This is a genomic window from Staphylococcus sp. HMSC62A08 (assembly GCF_001839105.1).
GTDB classification, from domain to species: Bacteria; Bacillota; Bacilli; order Staphylococcales; family Staphylococcaceae; genus Staphylococcus; species Staphylococcus caprae.
Genome location: NZ_KV840039.1, coordinates 557,041 through 581,657 on the forward strand (window position 1 = coordinate 557,041; position 24,617 = coordinate 581,657).

Sequence of the window (24,617 nt, forward strand, 5' to 3'; positions counted from 1 at the left end):
GTAGGTAAAGTAAAATCTTCTTCCTCTAAACCAATTGCATGCCATAAAGTAAGTTGCTTTCTATCATCACAACTTTCTAATTTCTGTTTAATATTTTGGTTATACATCGGGCTTAACATTGCAACCTGACTGAAAATCGTCGGATACGTTAAAGCTGTCATCAAAGCAATACTACCAGCCAAACTGTCCCCGATAAGTAATCTAGCGTTACCTACTTTATAAGTTGGAAAAGTAGAGTCAATATACGGCAGAATTTCTTTACCTACAGCTTGTACTGTTAGATGAGAACGGCTTCCAGAAGGATGGAATTCTTCTCTACGTTTATCAACATCTTCATAATGAAATCCTACAATTATTGCTCTTTGTATGTTATTATCCTTTCTCAATTGTTCATAAGCGCGTTGTATTCTACCAAATCTTAAGAAATCTAATCCATCAAAACATAAAATAACTTGATACTTAAATAGTTCTGTATACTCCTCTGGCAAATAAATGGAGAGCGTTACATCTCTATCTAAAATATCACTATGTATTACCTTTTTATTTATCTTTCCAGCATTAAATTCTGTCATATATGAGCCCCCTCGTCGTAGTAATATTATTGTACCAATACTTAAACTACTTTTAAATTCTTGAAAATCAATTTAACGATTGAATATCATGTTTAATTCACATTCTTAAAAATCAAAGTTGTTCACTAAATCATGTTCATTGTTCAAATCATATTTTCTGATTCTCATCATTCTTAACGATGACTAGGAAAGCATTTTTCTCTTTTTAAAGATAGGTTTTTAAGATATACTTATTAGGAATAAATAAATGAAACGTAATAGGAGGAAAGAGGTTTATGTTCAATAAAGTTTGGTTCAGAACTGGCATATTTTTCATCATGCTGTTCATACTCATCAAACTATTTATGGAAGTACACAATGTATTTACACCAATTGCTACAATTATCGGCTCTGTATTCCTTCCATTCTTAATTAGTGGTTTCCTATTTTACATATGTTTACCATTCCAAAATTTGCTTGAAAAGTGGGGATTTCCACGATGGGCAAGTATTCTAACAATATTTATCGGTTTAATAGCAATCATTGCTATTGTAGTTTCATTTATCGCACCGATTATTATTTCCAATATAAATAACTTAATCAAACAAACACCAGCGTTGCAAAAAGAGGCTGAACATCTCATCAACTTCTCTTTAAAACAAATGGATAAACTACCTGATGACGTGACACACCGTATTAATAAAGCTGTTAGATCTATGGGTGATGGCGTAACGTCAATCCTATCTAATTCAGTCACATATATTACATCATTTATTTCAACAGTTTTCTTATTAATTATGGTGCCTTTCTTCTTAATCTATATGTTAAAAGATCATGAAAAATTCATTCCTGCTATTGGTAAATTTTTCAAAGGTGAACGTAAAGTATTCGTAGTAGATTTATTAAAAGACTTAAACTTCACTTTAAAATCTTATATCCAAGGTCAAGTAACGGTTAGTGTCATACTAGGTATCATTTTATATATTGGTTATACTATTATTGGATTGCCTTATACGCCGTTACTAGTATTATTCGCCGGTGTAGCTAACTTAATTCCTTTCCTAGGACCATGGCTATCATTTGCGCCTGCCGCTATTCTAGGTATTATCGATGGACCAACAACATTCATTTGGGTATGTATTGTAACTTTAGTTGCTCAACAACTTGAAGGTAATGTAATTACGCCTAATGTTATGGGTAAATCTTTAAGTATCCACCCTCTAACAATCATTGTTGTAATTTTGGCAGCAGGAGATTTAGGTGGCTTTACTTTAATTCTTATCGCGGTACCATTATATGCAGTACTTAAGACATTAGTTAGCAATATATTTAAATATCGCCAACGTATCATTGATAAAGCGAATAGCAATGTTAAAGATTAACAATAACTTGTTATATAAACATCACTTACCTCTTCGTAAGTGGTGTTTTTTTGAATACAGAAAAAACGGTTGAGCTTGCAACTCAACCGCTTCATACACTTCAATATTTTAAATGAAGTTATTTATTATTTAATTGCGTGGAAACCACTATCAACGTGGATGTTTTCACCAGTTACACCGCTTGATAAATCACTTAATAAGTAAGCTGCAGTTTTACCAACCTCTTCTTGATCCACATTACGTTTTAATGGTGCACGTTCTTCAATTTCTTTAAGAATTGTATTAAATCCGCCTACACCTTTTGCACTTAAAGTACGAATAGGACCAGCTGAAATAGCATTCACACGGATATTATCTTCTCCTAAATCTAAAGCTAAATATTTCACATTAGCTTCTAAGCTTGCTTTAGCAACACCCATCACATTATAGTTTTGAACCGCAAATTCTCCACCAAGATAAGTTGTTGCGACAATGCTACCGCCTTCAGGCATCAATTTCTTAGCTTCATGTGCAACAATTGTTAATGAGTAAGAACTAATGTCTTGTGCAAGTAAGAAACCGTCACGAGATGTTTCAGAGAAACGACCTCTTAAATCTTCCATATTAGCGAAAGCAATTGAATGATATACACCATCAATGTTACCTACTTCTTCACCAATTTTAGCAAAACCATTGATAACGTCTTCATCACTTTGCACATCAATTTGATATAAATGATGTTCAGATTGATTTAATTGTTCTAATAACTTTTCTAATTCTTTGCGACTACGATCTTTACGATATGTAAATACTAATTTCGCACCTAATTTGTCTAATACTTTAGCAACGCCAAAACCGATACTACGTTTATTCGCAATACCCATAATGACATATGTTTTATTCTCCAAATTTAACATTGCAGTATAACTCCTTAATAATAAAATAATTAATGTTTATTTATGGTTAAAAACCAACTTCATTTATAACCTATTTACCATATACAGTTTAACACTTTTAGTACCTGATAATAAAGTGATTTAGCATGCCACGAAAGACTTATACTCAACCCTACTTAAAAGAACTGGCGCATTTTATCATGCACCAGTTCATTAACTATGGGTTATTCTAATTTAATAATAAAATTCTAATTCTTGTTTAAGTTCATCAACATATTCTTTTGATCCTGTAACAATTAAACGGTCTTTATAACGCAATTGTGTATCACCATGAGGCACTATGGATTCGTTATTACGTAAAATTCGAACAAATATAATGTCTCCTCCGAATGGGAAATTACGTAATTGAATATTTTCATATTGATGATTTAACATTTGAATTTCATATAGAGATGTTTCCACATTACTTAAAAGATTTAACATATTCGGTGTTTCAATTAAACCTTTTAATAATATTTTATTACTAAGGTAGTTACTGAATACTTCAATACCTTGTGCTTTAATTTCAGCATCTTCGTTTGAATTTTCTAATCTACAAATCACACGATTCACTTCATGCCTCTTAGCCATTAAAGCAACTTTTCTATTAATTTCATCATCATTCGTGGCACATACCACAATATCTCGTTCAAAAAGTCCTAAACGTTCTAATAAGTCTTCTTCATAATCAGAAATCTCTACCATTGTAATTTCATCTGATAATTTTCTACTGTCACTTAAATCCTTTCGATAATAAAGTGATATATCATACAATTGAGAGGTCAAATTCTGTGCAATTGGAATTGTTAACTGGTTCTTACCAATTAAACTCACTTCTATGCGACGATTAACTTCATTCGGAATTGGAAACATTTTTTTGAAAATAATCGGTACAAAAACGCATGTAATGACAGCACTTAAAATTAAAATGCCTGACGTTTCCGCTGAAATTGTTTTGAGTTGCTCTGCAATTTTTGCTGCTGCAATAACTAATGAAAGTGTAGAAGTTAATAAAAATGCCGAAGCAATCGTCGTTTTTGTATCAAACCAACGCTTGATAAAGAATACTGGTATAAGTTTTGAAACGATAAAAGCTAAAATAAGTACAGGAATAATTAAAAGTATCGATGGTTCTTTAATTAAGGACGGAATATTTAAGTCCACACCTACCATAATAAAGAATATCGGTATAAAGAATCCGTAACCGAAAGAATCTAATTTTTCCACCATTTCTTCATCTGGATTAAGTAAAGACACGACTACACCTGCTAAGAATGCACCTAGTATATATTCAGCGCCTACGCCTTCAGCAAGGGCTACTAGTAAGATAATCAATGCAAAAACTGCACGAATCCCTATTTGTGTCGTCCCATCCATTAACTTTTGTAAAAACGACATTCTTTTGAATAGTCCGCCTAGTATGTAGAAAATGACAGTGAAAACAATTAATATACCAGTTAACCAAATCGTACTACCACCATGACCGTTGATAGCACCATAGATCGTTAATAAAATCATTGTAACTAAGTCAGCCAAAACTGCGACTAATAGTATGAATTGACCTATCGTTGTACGCATAATATTCATTTCTTTAAGTGTCGGAACCACAACGCCTAAAGATATGGTAGATATTATGATTACCATTAATAGTACGTCATCTACTAAACCTAACCACTTGAATATGTAGGCTAAAATAATTGAAATAAGCATGATAAAACCAAATACAGTTAATGCTAGGTTTAAATGACTCGGTATATTTGTTTCTTGTTTATTTTCACCTTGTCTTGAACGGGAATCCTTTTTAAAAGCCTTGAAATCAATTTCTAAACCGCTTAAAAACATTAAAAATATAAAACCTAATGTAGATAAAATATTAAGTACCGAATCTCTCTCTACTATGTTGAGAAGAGAATGGCCAATAATAATTCCCATCAAAATCTCTGCCACAACGACAGGCAAGAAATTAATATTAAGTCGGTTAACGATAATTGGAGTTAAAAATGCAGCAACAACTACAATAACTAATGATAAAAACTCCATGAGACCTCCTAAGTTAAATATGACATAAATGAAGTTGCTAAACCGAAATAAATTAACATACTGACAATATCATTAATTGTTGTAATAAATGGACCACTTGCAACTGCTGGGTCAATTTTAAATTTATTCATAAGAAGCGGAATCATTGAACCTACTAATGTACCCACTGTCATAGCACAAGTTAGACTTCCACCTACAATAAGTGCTAATAACGGTTGTCTGTATATAACTACAATAATTAAGAAAAGTACAATAGCACAAATGAGTCCAGATAAAAATCCACTACCGGCCTCTCTTAATGCAATTCTAAATTTACTTTGTTCATTTATTTCTCCAGTTGAAATATTACGTACTGAAACGGCTAACGATTGTGTACCTGAATTTCCAGACATCCCACTAATAATAGGTATAAACGCAGCTAATAAAGCAACCTTCGATAAAGTATCTTCGAAACTACCTAGAATTGTTGCCGTTATCATCCCTAAGAACGTTAAGACGATAAGCCACGGAAGACGTTTAGTCGCAGTTTTCACAACAGAATCACTTGTAGAGTCTATATCAGAGACACCGGCTAAACGTGAGTAGTCTTCACTAGCCTCTTCATCCATGACATCTAAGATATCGTCTATAGTAATGATACCTAATAAATGATTTTGGTAATCTACAACTGGTACTGCGATAAAGTCATAATCTCTCATAACTTGTGCAACGTTTTCTTGGTCATCAGCGACATTTACACTAATGACACGTTCACTCATAACATCTTCTATATATGAATCATTCTCCGCAACAATTAAGTCTCTTAAAGAAAGTACGCCCACAAGTTGGCCTGCTTCATTCACAGCGAAGATAACGTAAATTGTTTCAGCATCTGGAGCTTGTTCTTTAACATGCATCAGTGCTTCTTTAACAGGTGTCGTAGTTTTAAGAGAAATATACTCTGTAGTCATGATACCGCCAGCGGTATCTTCTTCATAATGTAATAAAGCTTTTATCTCATTTGCTTCATCTTTGTCCATTAGTGTAAGTAAGCTAGCGACTTTAGACTTAGATAACTCATTTAAAATATCTACTGAGTTATCATAAGACATTTCTTCTAAAACATGACTTGCATACGTAGCATTAATCTTATCAAAAAGGTCTTCGTAATCTTCATCGTCAATATCTAATTGATCGAAGAAATTTGCTACTTCTTTCGGGGATAAAAACTCAAATATTTTTTGTCTTTTATTATCGTCTGTGTCCTCAAAGTACTCACTTTGTTCGTAATTGTGCATAGATAAAAATTCATCTCTAAACTGATCTATATCATTTTCATCTAATAATTTATCTAATAATTCTTCATTATATACGTCTTCACGCACATTCTCTTTTGTCTCTGCGTCGTTAGACATTCATTACACCTCCAAAGCATATTTATTATAGCATGTTAAATAAATTAATTAATTGTTTGTAATCAATATTTATTGATATTTCATTTTTGTAAATTGGATGAAGAAATTTAACTGCACAACATTGTAAACTTTGTCCTTTTATCTGTCTATGGTGTCCTCCATATAAGTCATCGCCAACTATCGGGTGCTCTATATGCTGAAAGTGCACACGGATTTGATGCGTACGTCCGGTATGTAATTTGACTTTACACAAACTCGCATTGTCTTTTTGAGCTGGTGTGTAGTAACTTGTTTTAGCATATTTACCATCTTTTGAAATTTTACGAGTAATAATACTCTTATTATCCCTTGCTATAGGTGCTTCAATGACACCTTTTGATTTTGTCCGACCATATGCAAGACAGACATATTCCTTTTCAAACTTAACTTTTGAAAATAAATGATGGACATGTCCATACTTAGCAAATACAACTATTCCCATCGTATTACGATCTAACCTAGTAACTATGTGCGGGTTTGACTGTTCGCCTTTATTGATTAGATATGCTAACACCTGTTCTACTAAACTCTCATGAGGATGTTCTCTAGAAGGCGCACAGTTTTGATATTGAGGTTTGTTAACTATAACTAGAAAATCGTCCTCGAAAATAATTTCCAATGCTTTTTGATAAGGGATTAAATTTGAACTAGGTCGCTCTATTGGCATATGGACTTCTAAATGATCACCAAAAGACATTTCTTTCCTGACGGTTACAGGTTGCTTATTTACAATTAAAGCGCCATTACGTTTAATGGCGCTAATAGTCTTTTTAGAGTAATCATGTCTCTGCAAGAAAGATTTAACTGTTTCAAATCCCTTTATTACATAAGTGAAAATCATCTTTCATCATCACTTGAGATAAATGAATCGTGCACTCTTTTCCAAAAAGGAAATGGTCGAAATCTCGCAAACCTTACTTTTTCATTTGCTACTCTAAATTGAATGGCATTTACATTTTTATGTTTAATACTTACGTGGTCAATTGTTGTTCTAATTGTGTCATGATTGACAGGCATAATTAGACAAGTATGATGCTTTGGTAATACCAAAGGCGATCCCACAGTTCTAAACACACGATTATTAATTGAAGCTATTTCAGCTATTTGCATCGCTTCTAATGATGGATGAATGAGGGCACCTCCTAAAGCTTTATTGTAAGCTGTTGAACCAGAAGGTGTTGAAATACAAAGCCCATCTCCTCTAAATCGTTCAAAATGTTTGCCACGAATATTAACGTCCACAACTAAAGTTGAACCATTTTCAGTTTTCATGGTGGCTTCATTTAAAGCAAGATATCGCGTTTCATAACCGTTATCGTTATATCTTACGATTAGCTCTAATAAAGGATATTCAATAACTTGGAATTCAGAATTATTGATTTCAATAATTAACTTTTCGACTTCATGAGGTAACCAGTCTGCGTAGAAACCTAAATGACCGGTGTGTATACCTACAAACGCAACTTTTGAAAGCATATGACTATATTGATGGAATGCTTGAAGTAACGTGCCGTCCCCACCAACAGATATGACGATTTCTGGATTTTCACTATCCTCTACCATTTGAAAATCCTTCATATGATTAATCATTTTATGTTTTAATGCATTCGATTTTGAATCACCTTTAGTTAGGATTGTATAACGCATCATTTACACCTCATTAGTCATTTTCATGTTTCTTGGCACGTTTCTGAGTATAATATTTTTGTGCCTCTTGAATTTCATCCTTAATCTCAGACATTTCCTCATCAAGTAAATATGCAGCTTCAGCAGCTCTTTCAAGACGATGTTGAATTTCATCAGGATAATCGCCATCATATTTGTAACGAAGCGTATGTTCTATTGTTGCCCAAAAGTTCATTGCTAAAGTTCTAATTTGAATCTCTGCTAAGATATGTTTTTGTCCATTAAGCGTTTCAATTGGATACTCAATGATGACATGATAAGAACGATAACCACTCTCTTTTGTATTACGAATATAATCTCGTTCTTCAATAACCTTAAAGTCTCTTCGCTGTCTTAGTATGTCCACTACCACATCAATATCATCTACGAATTGACACATCATTCTCAACCCAGCAATGTCATACATTTCTTCATGTAAGCGGTCAAACGGAATACCTCTTTTATTAGCTTTATCAATGATGCTTGATATTGGTTTTACTCTTCCTGTGACAAACTCGATAGGTGACGTGTTTTCACCCACTTCATATTGTTTACGTAAACCTTTGAGTTTTACTTTTAGCTCATCTACCGCTTGTTTATAAGGTGTTAAAAATTGATCCCATTGGTTCATTTTGTTTCACTCCGCTTCACTCTAGTTCGAAAGTTTTTTCAACAGCTGAAACAAACTCCTTACCATAGTTATTATTTCCTTCAATATTATCTAATATATAATCTAATTCTTCTTGGAAGTGCTCTAATTCTAAATGATTATTGATGATAACCTTCTTATCTCTATTTTCATGTAACATCGACCATGTCTCTTGTACAAAAATTAAATAAGAATACGATTCGCCGTCATCAAGTATGTATGCGAAACCATAATTATCACTATCAACAAGCATTTGTCCAACTTCTTCTAATCCGTCTGTAGGATCCTCAGAGAAGCAATAAATGCCATCTTCTTCTACTCTAATCTCATTTATATAAATACGCATGCCTGTCTTCCTCCTTATTCCATACTAGTTTAACATAATATATACTTACAAAACACGCCACAACTTACATAGAAATCATAGTACAACTCACTAAAATTCATATTTTCACAACTTATTTTCAACTTTAGAAATCTTAGCAAATATTAAATTCATTTTCAGGTAAAAAAGATCTCAGAAAAAAATTTCAGATTGCTACTTACAATGATTAAATTACTTTAATTTAACAAGAACTTTCTTCATAATGAGAAATACTCAGAAGCGTTTAAACGAGGTGTTAATTATGGCAACAAATAATGAAATTGAGTTCAAGCAAATTTTAAATGAAAACGTATATCATCAAATTCGTAACACTTATTTTGAAAATGATAAACCCTTTACTCAAACGAACTATTATATTGATACGAATGATTTCAAATTGAAGAAACATCAATCAGCATTGCGTATAAGAGTTAAAGACAATCAATATGAAATGACCTTAAAGGTACCTGCAAAAGTTGGTTTAACCGAGTATAACCACGAGATTAATATTTCTCCTAAAATAGATACAACAATCTCATTGTCTCAACTACCTGAAGACATCAGGGATATTATTGAAAATCAATTTGGCGTTTCCGATAAAGAACTTATCATTTTAGGAGCGCTTACCACTCATAGATTAGAAACGCAATTTCAAAATGAACTTTTAGTTTTAGACCAAAGTGAATATCTAGGTAAAACCGATTATGAACTTGAATTTGAAGTTCATTCATACGATGAAGGTTATGAAAAGTTTAATCATTTACTTCAAGAGTTTAATTTAAGTCATGAGAAACCGTTAAATAAAGTTCAACGATTTTTTGAAGAAAAGCAAAATTCAAGCTAAGAATAACGAGATTTCCCATAAGGGCAAATTACTTTCAAATGTAAAAATTCATGTTATATTAGATATATATTAATGGAACACGGTGATATTATGTCTAAAACACCATATGAGATAGTAGGTCCAGAAGCATTGTATCAAATGATTGACCACTTTTATTATCTAGTCGAAAGAGACGAACGAATTAATTATCTATTTCCAGGGGATTTTAGGGAAACAAGTCGAAAACAAAAGCAGTTTTTAACTCAGTTTCTTGGTGGACCAGACTTATATACTCAAGAACATGGTCATCCCATGTTAAAAAGAAGACATATGGAATTTACAATTACTGAATACGAACGTGATGCATGGTTAGAAAACATGTATACAGCGATTCAACATGCAAACTTCCCTGCAGGTGTCGGTGATTATTTATTCGAAAGACTACGTTTAACTGCTAATCACATGGTAAATTCCGAAAAATAATTGTAGGTGAATATACATGGCTGAAGAATTAAGAATAATGGATAATAAGAGTCGTGAAGAGACAAATCTGTCACCTGTAAGTAAAATAGAAATCTATTCATTTTTTGATCCTTTTAGTAAAGAGTGTTTTAAATTATCAGCTATCTTATCTAAATTAAGAATTGAATATAATCAATATATCCGAGTAAGACATATCTTAAATCCATCTCTAAAGGTTTTAACAAAGTGTCAAGCTCAAAGTACTTCGGATTTCGATAATATCGCTCTTGCATATAAAGCTGCAGAACTACAAGGTCGTATAAGAGCTGAGAGATTTATTCATTTAATGCAGAATGAAATAATACCTAAGCGTGATATTATTACAGAAGACATGATTTGTGATTGCATAAAAAATGCAGGCATAGATTATGAAGTTTTCAAGGAAGATTTACAAAAAAGTAAACTCACAGACAGTTTAAAAGTTGATCTTCATATTGCTCGCGAAATGGATATCGAACAAGCGCCTTCTCTCGTTTTCTTCAGTGAAGATGTGCACGAAGAAGGTTTAAAAGTCGAAGGCTTATATCCATACCATATTTATACTTATATCATTAATGAGTTAATGGGCAAACCTATCGAAAAGAATCTTCCGCCTAAATTAGAACAATATATTCAAAAGAAACAATTAGTTACAATGGAAGAATTATTAACCATATACGAATGGCCAGAAAAATTATTAAATAAAGAATAAAAAAAACTATAAAAGAAACAAAAGGTTGAGAAATTACAGTATCCTGAAGGCGATTTTTGGAAATCCAAAATGCCTCAGTGTTAATCGAATCATAGATATAAAAAAGGACGACTAGAAAATTAGTCGTCCTTTTTCATATCTATATATGAGTATTCTTATACTCTTTTATGCATATAAAATGTATATTTTACACATGCAAAAGTTAGCAATTTAAATTTAAACATAAAAAAACGCCGTGTCTGATTACACGACGCTAAACAAAGGGGATGGGAGAAATTTTTCACTTCAAACAAAGGGGTATGTTTGTTATGTGATTAATTTCATGTTCATAATATAACACGGTACATACCCCTTTTCAACCTTTGATTAATTATAAATTTAAATTGTCACAATCTGTTCAAATTGTAAGCGAATTCAATCATGTTAAGCTTTCATAAGTTTTTCAAAAGCGTCTAATTTTTGTTCAAATACCTCACATGCTTCTTCAATTGGTTTAGGAGTAGTCATATCTACACCCGCATTTTTCAAGATATCAATAGGATAATTTGAACTACCTTTTTTCAAGAATTCATTAATATATCTTTCAACTGCCGGCTTACCTTCTGTTAAAATTTGATGACTTAAACTTTGTGCTGCACTATAACCAGTAGCGTATTGATATACATAATAATTCATATAAAAGTGTGGAATACGTGACCATTCTTTACTAATATCTTCATCCGTTTCAACAGCATCACCGAAATATTGCTTATTAAGCTTCGCGTATTCTTCATTCATACGAGTCGGTGTAAGTGGTTCCCCAGCTTCTTCAATTTGGTGAATTTTATGTTCAAATTCAGCAAACATAGTTTGGCGGAACAACGTTGCTCTGAAACGTTCTAATTCTTGATTTAATAAAAGTAAACGACGCTCATCGTCTAAATGCTTATCCATATAATCGCTTAGTAATGCTTCATTACATGTAGATGCTACTTCAGCAACGAAAATTGTATAATCGCTTAAATTTGATGGTTGATTTTGACGACTAAAATAACTATGTGCTGAATGACCAAACTCATGTACTAATGTGTATAAATCAGAAACAGTATTAGACCAATTTAATAAAATAAAAGGATTTGTTAAATGCGCACCAGATGAGTAACCCCCAGAACGTTTACCTTTGTTTTCATATACATCGACCCATCGATTCTCTAAACCTTCTTTAACTACATTTAAATATTCTTCACCCATTGGTTCTAAAGCTTTTAGCATCCATGATTTAGCTTCTTCATAAGGCATTTCAAATTTTACATCCTTAACTAGAGGCGTATATAAGTCATACATTTTTAAGTCTTCAATACCTAATAACTCTTTTCTTAATTTTGTATATCTGTGTAACAACGGAAGATATTTGTGCACTGTTTTAACTAAGTTATCGTATACTTCTTCTGGTATATGATTATTACTTAATGCGCGTTCACGAGCAGAGTTATAGTTATGTGTTCTAGCATTAAACACATTTTTCTTAACCTCACCTGCTAATGTTGCACCTAATGTATTATTATGTGAGCCGTAAGCTTTGTATACATTTCTAAAAGCTGATTCTCTTAAATGACGATCGTCTGACTCAAGATATTTGATAAATGTACCTTGAGTGAGTGAATGTGCATTCCCATCTTTATCAATTGCGTCTTCAAATTCTAAATCTGCATTACTAAACATGCCATAAACATTTGAAGGCGTTGATAAAGCATCTTGTGCTTCTGTTAATAATTTTTCTGTATTCGCATCTAAAATATGTGGACGCTTTTCATTGATGAGTTTCAAATCAAACTCGTAACGTTTTAATTTATCGTAAGATGAAACAAAAGATTCAATTGTAGATTCATCAATTTGAAGTATTTCAGGCACTAAAAAGCTCCACGCAGAACTATATTTAATTACCAATTGATGTGCACGTGCTTCTAATCCAGTATATTTATCATTAGCAGTATCTTGGTCTTGTTTAAGGTGTGCATAGACATAAACTTTTTCCAGTTTAGTTCCTAATTCATCTTCAAACGCTAATGCGTTGTATAGCGTTTCAGGACTATCCCCTAAGTGACCTTTAAACTGCTCTTCTTTACCTATTTCATTTTCAACTTCTTTAAAGGCTTCTTCGAAAGAATTATCATCTTTGAAAATTGTAGTTAAATCCCATGTATATTCAGGATATTTACGTTCCTGTTCTTCTCTTGTTAATTGTTGACTCATAAAGTAAACCTCCTTGATTATATCAATAGCTTAATTTTCTCATTTTAGCACTACTTTTGCACGTTTAAGCATTTAATAAAATACATTTTCTCAAATTCGTTTACTAGATTCTTCAATACTGTGAATTTGTTGTACCTATAACATGCAAAACGCCTGAATTTAACTTTACGCATCAATAATTGACACGCTTCATAACTCTTAAAATCTCGTCTCAGTAATAAATATTGAAGCTGCCATTCAATAGGATGTGTTTCGATGTATATTTGATTTTCAAAAATAAATCCTAATCTATCGCAAACCTTTTCATCATTCATTCGTAATTGATACATTGCACTTAAAGTTGGCTCTAATACTGAATTTTTCCATCTACATTGCTTAATGTAGTTTAAAATTTTGGCTCTGGTTAATTGGTAGACTTTATAATGTCTATGATTACTTTTATTAAAAAGCGTTGTTAAATTTGATGTATAACTTTTAGCTACAAATTTTTTCCCACCAATATTTTGAAGATGTCTATAGATTACCAATTCTGCTTTGTCGATACTCCATGTGAAAAGTGTCCGACTCATAGGGTTAATAAATGTAGCTTGAAATTGATTAAGTTTCATGATGTTCTTTTTGATTACCATATCACTAATCAACCAATAAACGCTTAATCCAATGCTTTCTAATCCTCTAGTTCTTTTCATAATTTCATTTACACTTATTCTAGAAAATTGGACTTCTATAGCATATTTATTATCAATAACTAAATCAGGATATTGATATACCCCACCATAATAAGGCTCAATTTGTACATGATGATTTAATTTCTCAAATTTCTGAGCTAATAATATTTTCGTTTGATAATGTTCATACGTTTCGTTTTTATAGCACGGTCTAGAACCTTTTACTTTATGTGCAAAATGGGGAATGACTTTCTCTCCACGTCGAAACACGACTTCGGATTGACAATGTGGACACACATACATTTGTTTTTTTGATGCATTTTTAGCTAAAATTCTTTGATTATTTTCACCAATTGCTACTAACATCTCTTCACCTCATATATTACAACGAGGTTGTAGGTATTTTTACTTTTAAAAATTAAAAAAGGCGCCTTTATCAGGCACCTTGTAAAAGAAATCAAATTATTCTTCTGCGTCAGTAAAATATCTACGAACTTGAGAAGTAACATTATGACTCATGATGATTTTAGCGTAGTCATTTAAATAAACTTCTGTCTTATCAGTTGGATAAGCAAATTCTAATAATTGACTATAGCTATCATTAATGGCTTCTTGAGAAACAGAGTCATCAAAATGGATTGAATAATAATACTGATTATTAATCATATATAATAAATCTTCGTATTCACTCGTATTTTGGTTATTGTGATATGCATAATTAATGACATGTTCTAAATCGTCAAATTTAACAATTACTGTTCTAACATTTGAACGTTTTTGAGTACGTTCATGATTAGCTTTTTGTTCTGCTTTCTTCTGTTGACTGCGTTGCTCAAATAACTCTTCTAAATTATCTTCACCGTCTAAGGTTTGAGCTAGTAATTCATTAACTTGATCATCAAACTGTTCATTTGTATCTTCATCAGACATGTTCATTGCATCTTCATTTTTAGATTTAGAGATGGTAACTTCCACACCTTTTTCAAAAGCATGTACTTGAATCCATAAAGGACCTTCTACCACAAAATCTTCTTCTTCATTAATTTCGTCCATCATTGACCAGAAGAATTCTTCGCCACGTTTACGGTTAGTCCATAAATCTTCACGGTTAAAACCACGTGCTTCAATGTCGCTGTATGTTATAAACAATTTAACTGTTGTATCATCAACGCGTTCTATTCTCATATCATCTCACTCCTTACAGTCGATGAATAGTAATCATATTGTATTAGAACGGAACGTAAATTACAATCTATTTGTTTGATTAAATTTAACTATTTTCATTTGGATATTCATATTAACATATTCCCTATTTTGACGCCAAAAAACCAACCGTCAATAATAAGTTACAACATGCAAAAAACAACACTATCAACAATGAATAGTGTTGTTTTGAATCTTTTAGTAAAGTGATTAAATCACATAGTTATATTGGTTATTAGTCAACCAAACGTTGAGCTTCTTGTAATTGGAACGTACGAACTTTTCTTGGTAAGAAACGTCTAATTTCATCCTCGTTGTATCCAACTTGTAAACGTTTGTCATCTAAAATAATAGGACGACGTAATAAACCTGGGTTATCTTGAATGATAGAATATAAATCTTGTAAAGGTAAAGAATCAATGTCTACATTCAATTTTTGATATGTTTTAGAACGAGTTGAAATAATTTCATCAGTTCCGTCTTCAGTCATTTTTAAAATTTGTTTAATTTCATCAATTGTTAAATGTTCAGAAAAAATGTTACGCTCCGTATATGGAATGTCATGTTCTTGTAACCATGCTTTCGCTTTACGGCAAGATGTGCAACTTGGTGAAGTAAATAATGTTACCATACATCTCACTCTCCTATTGAATGAATTAAATTCATTATTTTTAATATAATTATCGATTTAAGAAATTGAATTTTTAAGCTTTCTTAATCTTACACTTAATAGTATAACCACCTAAGATTAAAATTAAATGAGAAAATCCTAATTTTTCTGAGAAATCTTGAAATTCATCAAATAATTAATTTGTATTTTGTGTATACCCAAATATACTAATATTCTAACACAACTTACAATTTAACGAAATACTGTTATAATGTTATCTAAACAATATTAATTAGAAAGTAGGCATCTAATATGGAAACTTTATTTTCAGGAATTCAACCGAGTGGTATTCCTACTATTGGCAATTATATAGGTGCACTAAAACAATTCGTAGATGTACAAGATGACTATGATTGTTTTTTCTGTATCGTTGATCAACACGCCATTACAGTACCACAAGATCGTTTGAAATTACGTAAACAAATTCGACAATTAGCAGCAATTTATTTAGCAACAGGAATTGATTCAGATAAATCAACACTCTTTATTCAATCTGAAGTTCCTGCGCACGTGCAAGCTGGTTGGATGCTTACAACAATTGCTTCAATAGGTGAACTTGAACGTATGACACAGTTTAAAGATAAAGCTCAAAAACGTGTCGATGGCGTACCAGCAGGTTTATTAACTTATCCTCCTTTAATGGCAGCCGATATCGTTATTTATAATACAAATATCGTTCCAGTAGGAGACGACCAAAAACAACATATGGAACTTACACGTAACTTAGTAGATCGTTTTAACAGTCGTTATAATGATGTTTTAGTAAAACCAGAAATCCGTATGCCTAAGGTTGGCGGGCGCGTAATGAGTTTACAAGACCCTACTAAAAAAATGAGTAAAAGTGATGATAATCAGAAAAACTTTATTTCACTTTTAGATGAGCCAAATGTGGCTGCTAAAAAAATCAAAAGTGCTGTAACAGACTCTGACGGGGTTATTAAATTCGACCGAGATAATAAACCTGGCGTTTCTAATTTATTATCAATTTATTCTGGTTTAACTGATGAACCTATTAAAGATATTGAAGCAAGATACGAAGGCGAAGGCTATGGTAAGTTTAAAGGCGACTTAGCTGAAATCGTTAAAGAATTCCTTATTAATTTCCAAGAAAAATATGAAAGCTTTTATAATTCAGATGAATTAGACGACATCTTAGATAAAGGTAGAGACAAAGCGCATAAAGCTTCATTTAAAACATTGAAAAAAATGGAAAAAGCAATGGGATTAGGACGTAAAAGATAATATAAAAGTAAAATAATAGCGGTTCTGGACTAATTATCCAGGACCGCTATTATTTTAAATCATCTTACTTTTTCTTGCCTGTATCTCTATCAATAGATTTATCAATATAGACATTTTTAAGTGTAGTGTCAGGACCAACTACATGATAAATTAAACCTTTTACTTGAGGGTTAGTTAGATGCGCCTCGCCCTTTTGATAAATTGGGGCAATTGGTGCATCATGAAGTAATAATTCCTCCATACCTTTCATAGACGCGTTTCTTTTCTTTATATTTTTTAGTAATTTATCATTCACATCATTAAATGAAGTATCATAAGAGGAATCATTCCACCCAGTGTTATTTTGAGGATTATCTTTAGTCATTGTTCCTAAATATGAAGTTGGATCTGAATAATCTGCTCCCCAACCACTTAATGATGCTTCATAATTCATCTTTGTTTCTAACGCTATTCTTTGTTTAAAAGGTAATTGCTTTATTTTTAATGTGATGCCAGGAAGATTTTTTTCTACTTGAGATTTTATATACTCTGCAGATATCTTTGCATCAGGAGTATCTTCAGTATTCATCGTAAAAGTAAATGTTTTTAATTTCAATTCTCTTTTTGCTTTTTCCCAGTTTTCTTTAGCTAGTTTAGGATTATATTCTAGAGGAGAATTAATAGTTGAAGCATAATCTTTATCTCCTTCAACTTTAGCCACTCCTTTTGCAGTTAATGTATTCGAAGGTAAAGAACCGTCATTTTTAACCGCATCAACATAACCTTGTTTATTTATAGATTGTGCAATAGCTAAACGTAAATTCTTATTATTAAATTCCTTAACCTTTTTTTGATTAAATTTGATATAGAAGTTTCCAGAAGTTATCCTCTTTTTTAAAGCTTTTGAATCTTTATATTTACTGACTTGATCAGCAGTTATCAAAGTGTCATCTACAGAACCAGTTTCATACAAAGAAGCCCCAACTTGCTTGTCTTTAAGTACTTTATAGTTAACTTTTTCCAACTTAACATTTTTCTTATCCCAATATTCATTGTTTTTTGATAGTAAAATTTTATCTTCATGTTTCCATTTATCTACTTTAAATGGACCATTGAAAACTGTATTTTCCACCTTAGTTCCATATTTTTCTCCATATCTTTTTGAAACTTTTTCATTTTGTGGATAAAAGGTACTTAAAGTCAGAAGTTCATTTATGTAAGGAATAGGTCGATTTAATTGTATTTCTAATTTATGTTTATTAATAGCTTTTATTCCTAAAGAATCAACCGGCTTTTTACCTGCATTGATTTCGTCAGCATTTTTAATATCCGTCATAATATATGCATACTCGGAACCTGTTTTAGGATTGACAACTTTTCTCCAAGCATAAACAAAATCATTTGCGGTTACCTCATCGCCATTGCTCCATTTAGCATCTTCTTTTAAATCAAAGGTTAATGTCTTACCATCTTTTGATTTTTTAGGCATGTTTTTTGCAAGTGCTAAAGTAGCTTTATCATTTTTATCTAATGAGAACAACCCTTCAAAGGTTTGCTCTGCAATATCATTAGATACCATATCCGTAATCATTGCTGTATCAAGAGTTGTCATATCTTGTGGTATAACTTTTCTAAAGACTTGTCCTTCATCAGAATACATACCCTTATTTTGAGAACATGAACTTAAAATCAAAATTGATATAATTAACATAATCGTTGTTCTAAAATATTTACTCACTTCTATCAGCCTCTCCTAATCTACTTCACTTTTAACTTAGATGCCTTTATTTCTTTTGCTCGCTTTTCAGTAGTAAGTACGAAATGCTGCGAGTTTATCTCATATAAAGATCTATCAATATCCTGATTAATATCTTTATAAGTTTTATTGATACGTGTTTTTTCATAATTAGGATCTAATTTAGGTATTGAATTAAATAATGATTTAGTATACTCGTGCAATGGATTCATGAATATTTCCTCACAAGAACCAATTTCAACAATTTCACCTTTATGCATTACTGCAACCCTATCGGAGATATACTTAACCATAGATAAATCATGTGCGATAAATAAAATCGTTAAACCTTCTTGTTCTTGTAAATGTAAAAGTAAATTTATTATTTGTGCTTGGATAGAAACATCTAATGCAGATATGGGTTCATCAGCAATTATAAATTCTGGTTCAACCGCTAAAGCTCTAGCAATGCCTATCCTTTGTCTCTGACCCCCTGAAAATTCGTGCGGATATCTATTAGCATGCTCTTTATTTAATCCTACTTTAGCCAATAATTCATATACTTTTTGTTCTCTTTCACTTTTATTTTTAGCTAATTTGTGAATATCTATGCCCTCAGCCACTATATCCATAATTTTCATCCTTGGATTAAGTGAAGCATAAGGATCTTGAAATATCATTTGAATACGTTTATTTAATTTCAAAATATCTTTTTTTCTTTTTAAATTATGTATTTCTTGATTATCAAATATGATTTCACCTTTATCATTATTGATTAGATTTATTATGATTTTTCCTAATGTAGATTTCCCGCATCCTGATTCCCCTACTATTCCAAATGTTTCTCCTTTAAGGATTTTAAATGATACATTATTTAAAGCTTTCTTTTCATTAATTCTTTTTAAATTATAAGTTTTACTTATATTTTTAACTTCACAAAGAACTCTATTTTTACTCTCCACTAGCTGACACCTCACTTAATAACAGTGGCATTTTATAATTTAGTGGCATCTTTCTTCTTTTATTTTTAACAATATTAGGAGGGTCTACCACAGATACTCTTTCATCTAACAACCAAGATTTAACAATATGTGTTGGAGATATAGCATATAAAGGCGGTTCCTTTTTAAAATCTATCTCCAAAGCATAATCACTACGTCTTGAAAAAGCGTCTCCTTTAGGAGGATTAAGTAAATCAGGAGGTGTGCCAGCTATAGAAATTAAAGTTTCATTATCTTTTGTATCTAAATCCGGCATTGATGACAATAATCCCCAAGTATATGGGTGTCTTGAATCATAAAATATTTCCTCAACACTGCCAGTTTCTATAATTTCACCTGCATACATTACAGCTACTCTATCTGCTATGTTTGCTACAACACCTAAATCATGCGTTATAAATATAATAGACGTATTAACTTTCTTTTGTATTTCCTTCATCAAATCTAGAATCTGAATTTGAGTAGTAACATCAAGGGCTGTAGTTGGTTCGTCAGCAATCAATAATTTTGGTTCACATGCTAAAGCAATAGCGATAACAATTCTTTGTCGTTGACCACCAGAAAATTGATGTGGATATGAATTAAATTTTTCTTCGCTTTTATCTATTCCTACTAAATCTAATAACTCCATTGCCCTATTCTTCGCCTCATTTTTATTTAGGTTTTTATGGTATATTAGAGGCTCCATTATTTGTTTTCCTATTTTCATAGTAGGATTAAGTGAAGTCATAGGATCTTGAAAAATCATTGAGATTTCTTTCCCTCGTATTTTACTCAATTCCTTATTATTTTTAACAGCTAAATTATCTCCTAAAAATAAAATTTCTCCATTTTTTATTTTCCCTATATTAGTATCAAATAATTTTGTAATTGCCTTAGTAACTACTGACTTTCCAGAACCTGACTCTCCTACAATGGCCAAGGTTTCTCCCTCTAAAACATGAAAATCTACATTTCTAACTGCTTGTATTTCTCCATCGTCAATAAAAAAAGAGACTTGTAAATTTTTAATATCTAGTATTTTGTTAACCATCAACTCATACCTCCTACTTACGCATTTTTGGATCAAATGCATCACGCAATCCATCACTAAATAAATAAAAGAATAAAATTAATAAACTCAGTATTGTTGCAGGTATAAATAGTTCATGTGGGTGAATTAGTAACATTGCTCTACCATCATTCACTAATGAACCAAGGGAAGTTTTGGGTGCTGGCACACCTATTCCAATAAAACTCAAAAAAGCTTCAAAAAATATTGCATTTGGAATGGTAAACATAGAGGTAACTATTATTGCTCCAAGAGTATTCGGTAATATATGTTTAAAAATAATCCTTAAATTTGAAGCACCCAATGTTTTTGATGCTAATACGTACTCTTGATTTCTTAACTTTATAAATTCTCCACGAACTACCCTACTCATACCTAACCAACCAGTAACGGTCATTGCTAAAATAATAGTCCAAATAGAAGGTTCAAATATTAATACAAACAATATCACTATTATCAAAGTAGGGATCGAAGCTAAAATCTCAATGATTCTTTGCATAACTACATCTATCTTGCCACCAAAATAACCTGATATAGCACCATACATAACACCAACACATATATCTAAAATTGCTGCTACTATACCAATAAATAAAGATACTTGAGTACCTTTCCAAGTGCGAGCCCATGAATCTCTTCCTAATTGATCAGTACCGAACCAAAAATTTTTATTAACATTTTCTTTTTTATATGTATTGTCCCCATTAAAATCAACACCATCGAATGGAAGAAATTTAACTTTATCTAAAACCGGCATCTTAGCTGGAAGATTTCTATATTGAATATTTTGATCTGCATAATCATACTTACTTATTGAAGGACCTATCAAAGCTAAAATAATAATTATTATAAGTCCTACTAATCCTACTATAGCTAGTTTATTTCTTTTCATTTGTGTCCAAGCATCTTGCCAAAAATTTTTAGATTTTCTAGTTATTATATTATCTTCTACTGTTTTTTTATCTTTGAAGGTAAAATCTTTATCACTAAATTCATTTATTAAATTACTGTTACTCATCTATTTACCTCCTTTAACTCTAATCCTTGGATCAATTATTCCGTATAAAATATCAACTACAAATATAGATACTATGAAGAATGAACTAAATAATATAGTAATTGCCATAATTAAAGAGAAATCATTTGTAGCTATAGATCTTACAAATTGGTCGCCTAATCCTGGTACACCAAAAATATTTTCAATTGTTAATGTTCCAGTCATTATGCTGGCAGTCATAGGAACTATGACAGTAATAACCGGTATTAACGCATTTCTCAAAGCATGTACAAATATAATTTTATATTGTGGCACTCCTTTAGCGTAAGCTAAAAGAATATAATCAGAATTAAGTATTTCAATCATTTCAGATCTGATATACCTTGAAACAGTAGCCATAACGATAGCTGATAGAGACAAAGATGGTAAAACTATTGTAGGTAGTCCTTCCCACCCAGCAACTGGAAACCATCTTAATTGAACTGAAAAAACGTTTTGCAAAAGTACTGCTAAAACAAATGATGGAACTGAGACAGCTATTACTGAAACAGTAGTCGCCATATAATCTATCCATGTATTTTGTTTTACTGCTGCTATTACTCCAAGAAATAAACCTAGTACAATACCAATCATTACTGCAATCAATCCCATTTCTAATGATGGAATTAACCTAGGGCTTATTAAATCCCAAACTGGCTGATTGTGATATTGAAAAGAATTCCCAAAGTCTCCACTTATAACATTTTTTAAATAGTTTAGATATTGAACACCGACAGGGTCGTTTAATCCATATTTTTCCGATAATATTTGCTTTTGTTCAGGAGATAATTTTGCATCATTGAAAGGTGAACCAGGCATCAATTTCATTAAGAAAAAAGTTATGCTGATAATTATGAATAAAGAAACAAACATATATCCCAAGCGTTTTAAAAAATATGATTTCAATATTATCACTCCTTTTTCAGAATATTATGTATATTATAAATAGCAACATATGTTATGCGCAATATGTTTTTGATATATATTTTAATATTTGAAAATCTTATGTATTTTTAACAAAACTTAGGTCAGCTCTATAAACCACAAAAGCGGCACTGGATTCAACTATCCAGTACCGCTTCTACTTTAGATTATTTTATTTTTTCTTGCCTGTTTTTCTATCAATAGATTTATCGATATACACATCTTTCAATGTAGTATCTGGTCCAACCTTATGATAAACAAGTCCTTTTACTTGTGGATTAGTTAAATGTGCTTCGCCTTTTTGATAAATAGGGGCGACTGGTGCATCATTTAACAAAATATTTTCTGCTTTTTGTAATGCAGCATTGCGCTCATCTGTTTTTCTTAAAAGTTTGCCATTTGCATCTTTCAATAACTGATCGTATTCCTTGTTGCTCCAATCCGTATTATTTTGAGCATTACCTTTAGTCATAGTTTGTAAAAATGCAGTTGGATCTGGATAATCAGGTACCCAACCAGAATAACTTGTTTCAAAATTACCAGATAGTTCTGATGTCGTTTTCTGTTTAAATGGCATTTGTTTAATCTTTAATGTAACGCCTGGTAAGTTCTTTTCAACTTGGGATTTAATATACTCTGCTGAAATTTTCTGAGCTGGTGTATCTTCCGTATTCATTGTAAACTCAAATTTCTTCTTACCTAATTGTTTTTGAGCTTTATGCCAATTCGTACGTGCTTTTTTATCATTATAAGTTAATGGAGATTTTATTGTACTTGCAAAATCTTTTCCCTCTGGTGTTTTAGCAGTTCCAATAGCCGTAAAGTTATTCGATGGTAATGACCCATTATTAAGAACTGAATCAACATATCCTTTTTTATTAATAGATTGAGCAATTGCTAATCTTAAATATTTATTTTTAAACTCAGGTATCTGTTTTTCATTCATTTTAATGAAGAACGTACCTGCTGTTAACCTATAGTTAAGCGCTTTATTCCCTTTATATTTATCAACTTGTTCAGATGAAATTGTGGTATCATCAACAGACCCTGTATCGTAAAGTGAAGCACCTGCTTGACCATCTTTTAACACTTTAAAGTTCACTCTATCTAACTTGACATGTTTCTTATCCCAATACTTATCATTTTTCACCATTTGAATTTTATCTTCTACTTGCCAATTGGTTACTTTAAAAGGTCCATTATATACTGCTTTATCTGCAGTTGTGCCATACTGTTCACCATATTTTTGGGCAATTTTTTCATCCTGAGGATTAAAGGTATTTAGTGCTAAAAGTTCATTAATATATGGCACTGGTCGTTCTAAATCAATTTGTAATTTATATTTTCCTAATGCTTTAATTCCTAAGTCTTTTACAGGCTTTTCACCTGAATTAATAGCATCAGCATTCTTAATATCTGACATGATGTAAGCAAATTCTGATGCTGTCTTTGGATCGACTACTTTACGCCACGCAAAGACGAAATCTTGTGCTGTGACTGAATCGCCGTTAGACCATTTTGCATTTTTTCTCAAATTAATCGTCAATGTTTTACCACCATTGCTCTTTTTTGGAAAGGATTTAGCAATCGCTGGTTCTGCTTTGTCTTTTTATTAATAGAGTATAAACCTTCAAAAGCTTGAGCAACGATATCTCCAGATACAGCTTCAGTGATTAAGGCTGTATCCAATGTTGTCATATCTTGAGGAATAACCTTTCTGAAAACTTGTCCTTCGTCTGAGTATAAACTTTTTTTATTACTACAAGCGGATAAAACAATGATTAAACTCAATATAATCGTTAAGAATTTAAATTTATTCATCTCTCATTTCCCCCTTCCCTT

General features: G+C 31.6%; 20 protein-coding genes and 3 pseudogenes. 5 read left to right on the top strand and 18 right to left on the bottom strand.

The features are described from left to right. Positions 1-572 (bottom strand): annotated as a pseudogene (locus tag HMPREF3264_RS08560) (alpha/beta hydrolase-fold protein); the annotation flags it as partial. 275 nt (positions 573-847) lie between these two features. Here HMPREF3264_RS08560 and cozEa point away from each other — a divergent pair. After that, positions 848-1,933 (top strand): lipoteichoic acid biosynthesis protein CozEa, encoded by a 1,086-nt coding sequence (gene cozEa / locus HMPREF3264_RS08565; RefSeq protein WP_044466316.1) that lies wholly within the window; start codon positions 848-850, stop codon positions 1,931-1,933. A gap of 125 nt (positions 1,934-2,058) precedes the next feature. Here cozEa and fabI read toward each other — a convergent pair whose 3' ends face one another. The 7 genes from fabI to HMPREF3264_RS08600 all read right to left on the bottom strand — a co-directional run bounded on the left by fabI (position 2,059) and on the right by HMPREF3264_RS08600 (position 8,980). After that, a complete protein-coding gene (fabI, locus tag HMPREF3264_RS08570; RefSeq protein WP_002441867.1) occupies positions 2,059-2,829 on the bottom strand; it encodes an enoyl-ACP reductase FabI in 771 nt (256 codons plus the stop codon). 213 nt (positions 2,830-3,042) lie between these two features. Further along, positions 3,043-4,887 carry a monovalent cation:proton antiporter family protein gene (locus HMPREF3264_RS08575; protein WP_070872989.1) on the bottom strand — a complete coding sequence of 615 codons (1,845 nt, stop codon included), beginning with the start codon at positions 4,885-4,887 and terminating at the stop codon, positions 3,043-3,045. An 8-nt stretch (positions 4,888-4,895) separates the two neighbouring features. Continuing rightward, entirely contained in the window at positions 4,896-6,281 is a 1,386-nt protein-coding gene (gene mgtE, locus HMPREF3264_RS08580; protein ID WP_002441862.1) for a magnesium transporter, read from the bottom strand. A 25-nt stretch (positions 6,282-6,306) separates the two neighbouring features. After that, positions 6,307-7,161 (bottom strand): RluA family pseudouridine synthase, encoded by an 855-nt coding sequence (locus tag HMPREF3264_RS08585; protein ID WP_070872991.1) that lies wholly within the window; start codon positions 7,159-7,161, stop codon positions 6,307-6,309. Next, positions 7,158-7,967, bottom strand: a complete 810-nt coding sequence (locus HMPREF3264_RS08590; protein WP_070832000.1) for an NAD kinase — start codon at positions 7,965-7,967, stop codon at positions 7,158-7,160. Before HMPREF3264_RS08590 ends, HMPREF3264_RS08585 begins: the two co-directional genes overlap by 4 nt. Before the next feature lie 13 nt (positions 7,968-7,980). After that, positions 7,981-8,616 carry a GTP diphosphokinase gene (locus HMPREF3264_RS08595; protein WP_002441856.1) on the bottom strand — a complete coding sequence of 212 codons (636 nt, stop codon included), beginning with the start codon at positions 8,614-8,616 and terminating at the stop codon, positions 7,981-7,983. 16 nt (positions 8,617-8,632) lie between these two features. After that, complete coding sequence (locus HMPREF3264_RS08600; RefSeq protein ID WP_070872993.1) at positions 8,633-8,980, bottom strand: UPF0738 family protein; 348 nt, start codon at positions 8,978-8,980, stop codon at positions 8,633-8,635. Positions 8,981-9,260: 280 nt separating this feature from the next. On the opposite strand from HMPREF3264_RS08600, the gene HMPREF3264_RS08605 reads away from it, so the two are divergent. The 3 genes and pseudogenes from HMPREF3264_RS08605 to yjbH all read left to right on the top strand — a co-directional run bounded on the left by HMPREF3264_RS08605 (position 9,261) and on the right by yjbH (position 11,118). Then, positions 9,261-9,842: a CYTH domain-containing protein gene (locus tag HMPREF3264_RS08605; RefSeq protein WP_070872995.1), complete on the top strand. Its 582-nt coding sequence runs from the start codon at positions 9,261-9,263 to the stop codon at positions 9,840-9,842. Between the two features lie 90 nt (positions 9,843-9,932). Beyond that, positions 9,933-10,304: a truncated hemoglobin YjbI gene (locus HMPREF3264_RS08610; RefSeq protein ID WP_070872998.1), complete on the top strand. Its 372-nt coding sequence runs from the start codon at positions 9,933-9,935 to the stop codon at positions 10,302-10,304. A gap of 16 nt (positions 10,305-10,320) precedes the next feature. Further along, positions 10,321-11,118: pseudogene (yjbH, locus tag HMPREF3264_RS08615) on the top strand (protease adaptor protein YjbH). Positions 11,119-11,457: 339 nt separating this feature from the next. Here yjbH and pepF read toward each other — a convergent pair. The 4 genes from pepF to spxA form a co-directional block, all read right to left on the bottom strand. Continuing rightward, positions 11,458-13,266: an oligoendopeptidase F gene (gene pepF, locus HMPREF3264_RS08620; RefSeq protein ID WP_070873000.1), complete on the bottom strand. Its 1,809-nt coding sequence runs from the start codon at positions 13,264-13,266 to the stop codon at positions 11,458-11,460. 50 nt (positions 13,267-13,316) lie between these two features. Continuing rightward, entirely contained in the window at positions 13,317-14,300 is a 984-nt protein-coding gene (locus HMPREF3264_RS08625) for a competence protein CoiA (protein ID WP_070873002.1), read from the bottom strand. Positions 14,301-14,396: 96 nt separating this feature from the next. Continuing rightward, the gene (mecA, locus tag HMPREF3264_RS08630) at positions 14,397-15,119 is read right to left on the bottom strand and encodes an adaptor protein MecA (RefSeq protein ID WP_070873005.1); all 723 of its coding nucleotides are present in this window, start codon (positions 15,117-15,119) and stop codon (positions 14,397-14,399) included. A 253-nt stretch (positions 15,120-15,372) separates the two neighbouring features. Further along, positions 15,373-15,768: a transcriptional regulator SpxA gene (gene spxA / locus HMPREF3264_RS08635; RefSeq protein WP_001829294.1), complete on the bottom strand. Its 396-nt coding sequence runs from the start codon at positions 15,766-15,768 to the stop codon at positions 15,373-15,375. A 291-nt stretch (positions 15,769-16,059) separates the two neighbouring features. On the opposite strand from spxA, the gene trpS reads away from it, so the two are divergent. Beyond that, a complete protein-coding gene (gene trpS, locus HMPREF3264_RS08640) occupies positions 16,060-17,049 on the top strand; it encodes a tryptophan--tRNA ligase (RefSeq protein ID WP_070832021.1) in 990 nt (329 codons plus the stop codon). A 64-nt stretch (positions 17,050-17,113) separates the two neighbouring features. Here the strand turns inward: trpS and HMPREF3264_RS08645 are convergent, their stop codons facing one another. The 6 genes and pseudogenes from HMPREF3264_RS08645 to HMPREF3264_RS08670 form a co-directional block, all read right to left on the bottom strand. After that, on the bottom strand, positions 17,114-18,739 hold the full coding sequence (locus HMPREF3264_RS08645) for a peptide ABC transporter substrate-binding protein (protein ID WP_256323985.1): 1,626 nt from the start codon (positions 18,737-18,739) through the stop codon (positions 17,114-17,116). Positions 18,740-18,786: 47 nt separating this feature from the next. Further along, on the bottom strand, positions 18,787-19,725 hold the full coding sequence (locus HMPREF3264_RS08650) for an ABC transporter ATP-binding protein (protein WP_070832027.1): 939 nt from the start codon (positions 19,723-19,725) through the stop codon (positions 18,787-18,789). Then, positions 19,715-20,797 carry an ABC transporter ATP-binding protein gene (locus tag HMPREF3264_RS08655; protein WP_070873007.1) on the bottom strand — a complete coding sequence of 361 codons (1,083 nt, stop codon included), beginning with the start codon at positions 20,795-20,797 and terminating at the stop codon, positions 19,715-19,717. Before HMPREF3264_RS08655 ends, HMPREF3264_RS08650 begins: the two co-directional genes overlap by 11 nt. A gap of 13 nt (positions 20,798-20,810) precedes the next feature. Beyond that, positions 20,811-21,833, bottom strand: a complete 1,023-nt coding sequence (gene opp3C, locus HMPREF3264_RS08660) for an oligopeptide ABC transporter permease (RefSeq protein WP_070873009.1) — start codon at positions 21,831-21,833, stop codon at positions 20,811-20,813. Further along, complete coding sequence (gene opp3b / locus HMPREF3264_RS08665) at positions 21,834-22,757, bottom strand: oligopeptide ABC transporter permease (protein WP_141756872.1); 924 nt, start codon at positions 22,755-22,757, stop codon at positions 21,834-21,836. Positions 22,758-22,947: 190 nt separating this feature from the next. After that, positions 22,948-24,596: pseudogene (locus HMPREF3264_RS08670) on the bottom strand (peptide ABC transporter substrate-binding protein). Positions 24,597-24,617: the final 21 nt, after the last annotated feature.

What these genes read in the sequence shown, in the direction of transcription:
- cozEa (WP_044466316.1), top strand. Translation starts at nt 848, where the DNA reads ATGTTCAATAAAGTTTGGTTCAGAACTGGCATATTTTTCATCATGCTG.
- fabI (WP_002441867.1), bottom strand. Translation starts at nt 2,829, where the DNA reads ATGTTAAATTTGGAGAATAAAACATATGTCATTATGGGTATTGCGAAT.
- HMPREF3264_RS08575 (WP_070872989.1), bottom strand. Translation starts at nt 4,887, where the DNA reads ATGGAGTTTTTATCATTAGTTATTGTAGTTGTTGCTGCATTTTTAACT.
- mgtE (WP_002441862.1), bottom strand. Translation starts at nt 6,281, where the DNA reads ATGTCTAACGACGCAGAGACAAAAGAGAATGTGCGTGAAGACGTATAT.
- HMPREF3264_RS08585 (WP_070872991.1), bottom strand. Translation starts at nt 7,161, where the DNA reads ATGATTTTCACTTATGTAATAAAGGGATTTGAAACAGTTAAATCTTTC.
- HMPREF3264_RS08590 (WP_070832000.1), bottom strand. Translation starts at nt 7,967, where the DNA reads ATGCGTTATACAATCCTAACTAAAGGTGATTCAAAATCGAATGCATTA.
- HMPREF3264_RS08595 (WP_002441856.1), bottom strand. Translation starts at nt 8,616, where the DNA reads ATGAACCAATGGGATCAATTTTTAACACCTTATAAACAAGCGGTAGAT.
- HMPREF3264_RS08600 (WP_070872993.1), bottom strand. Translation starts at nt 8,980, where the DNA reads ATGCGTATTTATATAAATGAGATTAGAGTAGAAGAAGATGGCATTTAT.
- HMPREF3264_RS08605 (WP_070872995.1), top strand. Translation starts at nt 9,261, where the DNA reads ATGGCAACAAATAATGAAATTGAGTTCAAGCAAATTTTAAATGAAAAC.
- HMPREF3264_RS08610 (WP_070872998.1), top strand. Translation starts at nt 9,933, where the DNA reads ATGTCTAAAACACCATATGAGATAGTAGGTCCAGAAGCATTGTATCAA.
- pepF (WP_070873000.1), bottom strand. Translation starts at nt 13,266, where the DNA reads ATGAGTCAACAATTAACAAGAGAAGAACAGGAACGTAAATATCCTGAA.
- HMPREF3264_RS08625 (WP_070873002.1), bottom strand. Translation starts at nt 14,300, where the DNA reads ATGTTAGTAGCAATTGGTGAAAATAATCAAAGAATTTTAGCTAAAAAT.
- mecA (WP_070873005.1), bottom strand. Translation starts at nt 15,119, where the DNA reads ATGAGAATAGAACGCGTTGATGATACAACAGTTAAATTGTTTATAACA.
- spxA (WP_001829294.1), bottom strand. Translation starts at nt 15,768, where the DNA reads ATGGTAACATTATTTACTTCACCAAGTTGCACATCTTGCCGTAAAGCG.
- trpS (WP_070832021.1), top strand. Translation starts at nt 16,060, where the DNA reads ATGGAAACTTTATTTTCAGGAATTCAACCGAGTGGTATTCCTACTATT.
- HMPREF3264_RS08645 (WP_256323985.1), bottom strand. Translation starts at nt 18,739, where the DNA reads ATGTTAATTATATCAATTTTGATTTTAAGTTCATGTTCTCAAAATAAG.
- HMPREF3264_RS08655 (WP_070873007.1), bottom strand. Translation starts at nt 20,797, where the DNA reads ATGGTTAACAAAATACTAGATATTAAAAATTTACAAGTCTCTTTTTTT.
- opp3C (WP_070873009.1), bottom strand. Translation starts at nt 21,833, where the DNA reads ATGAGTAACAGTAATTTAATAAATGAATTTAGTGATAAAGATTTTACC.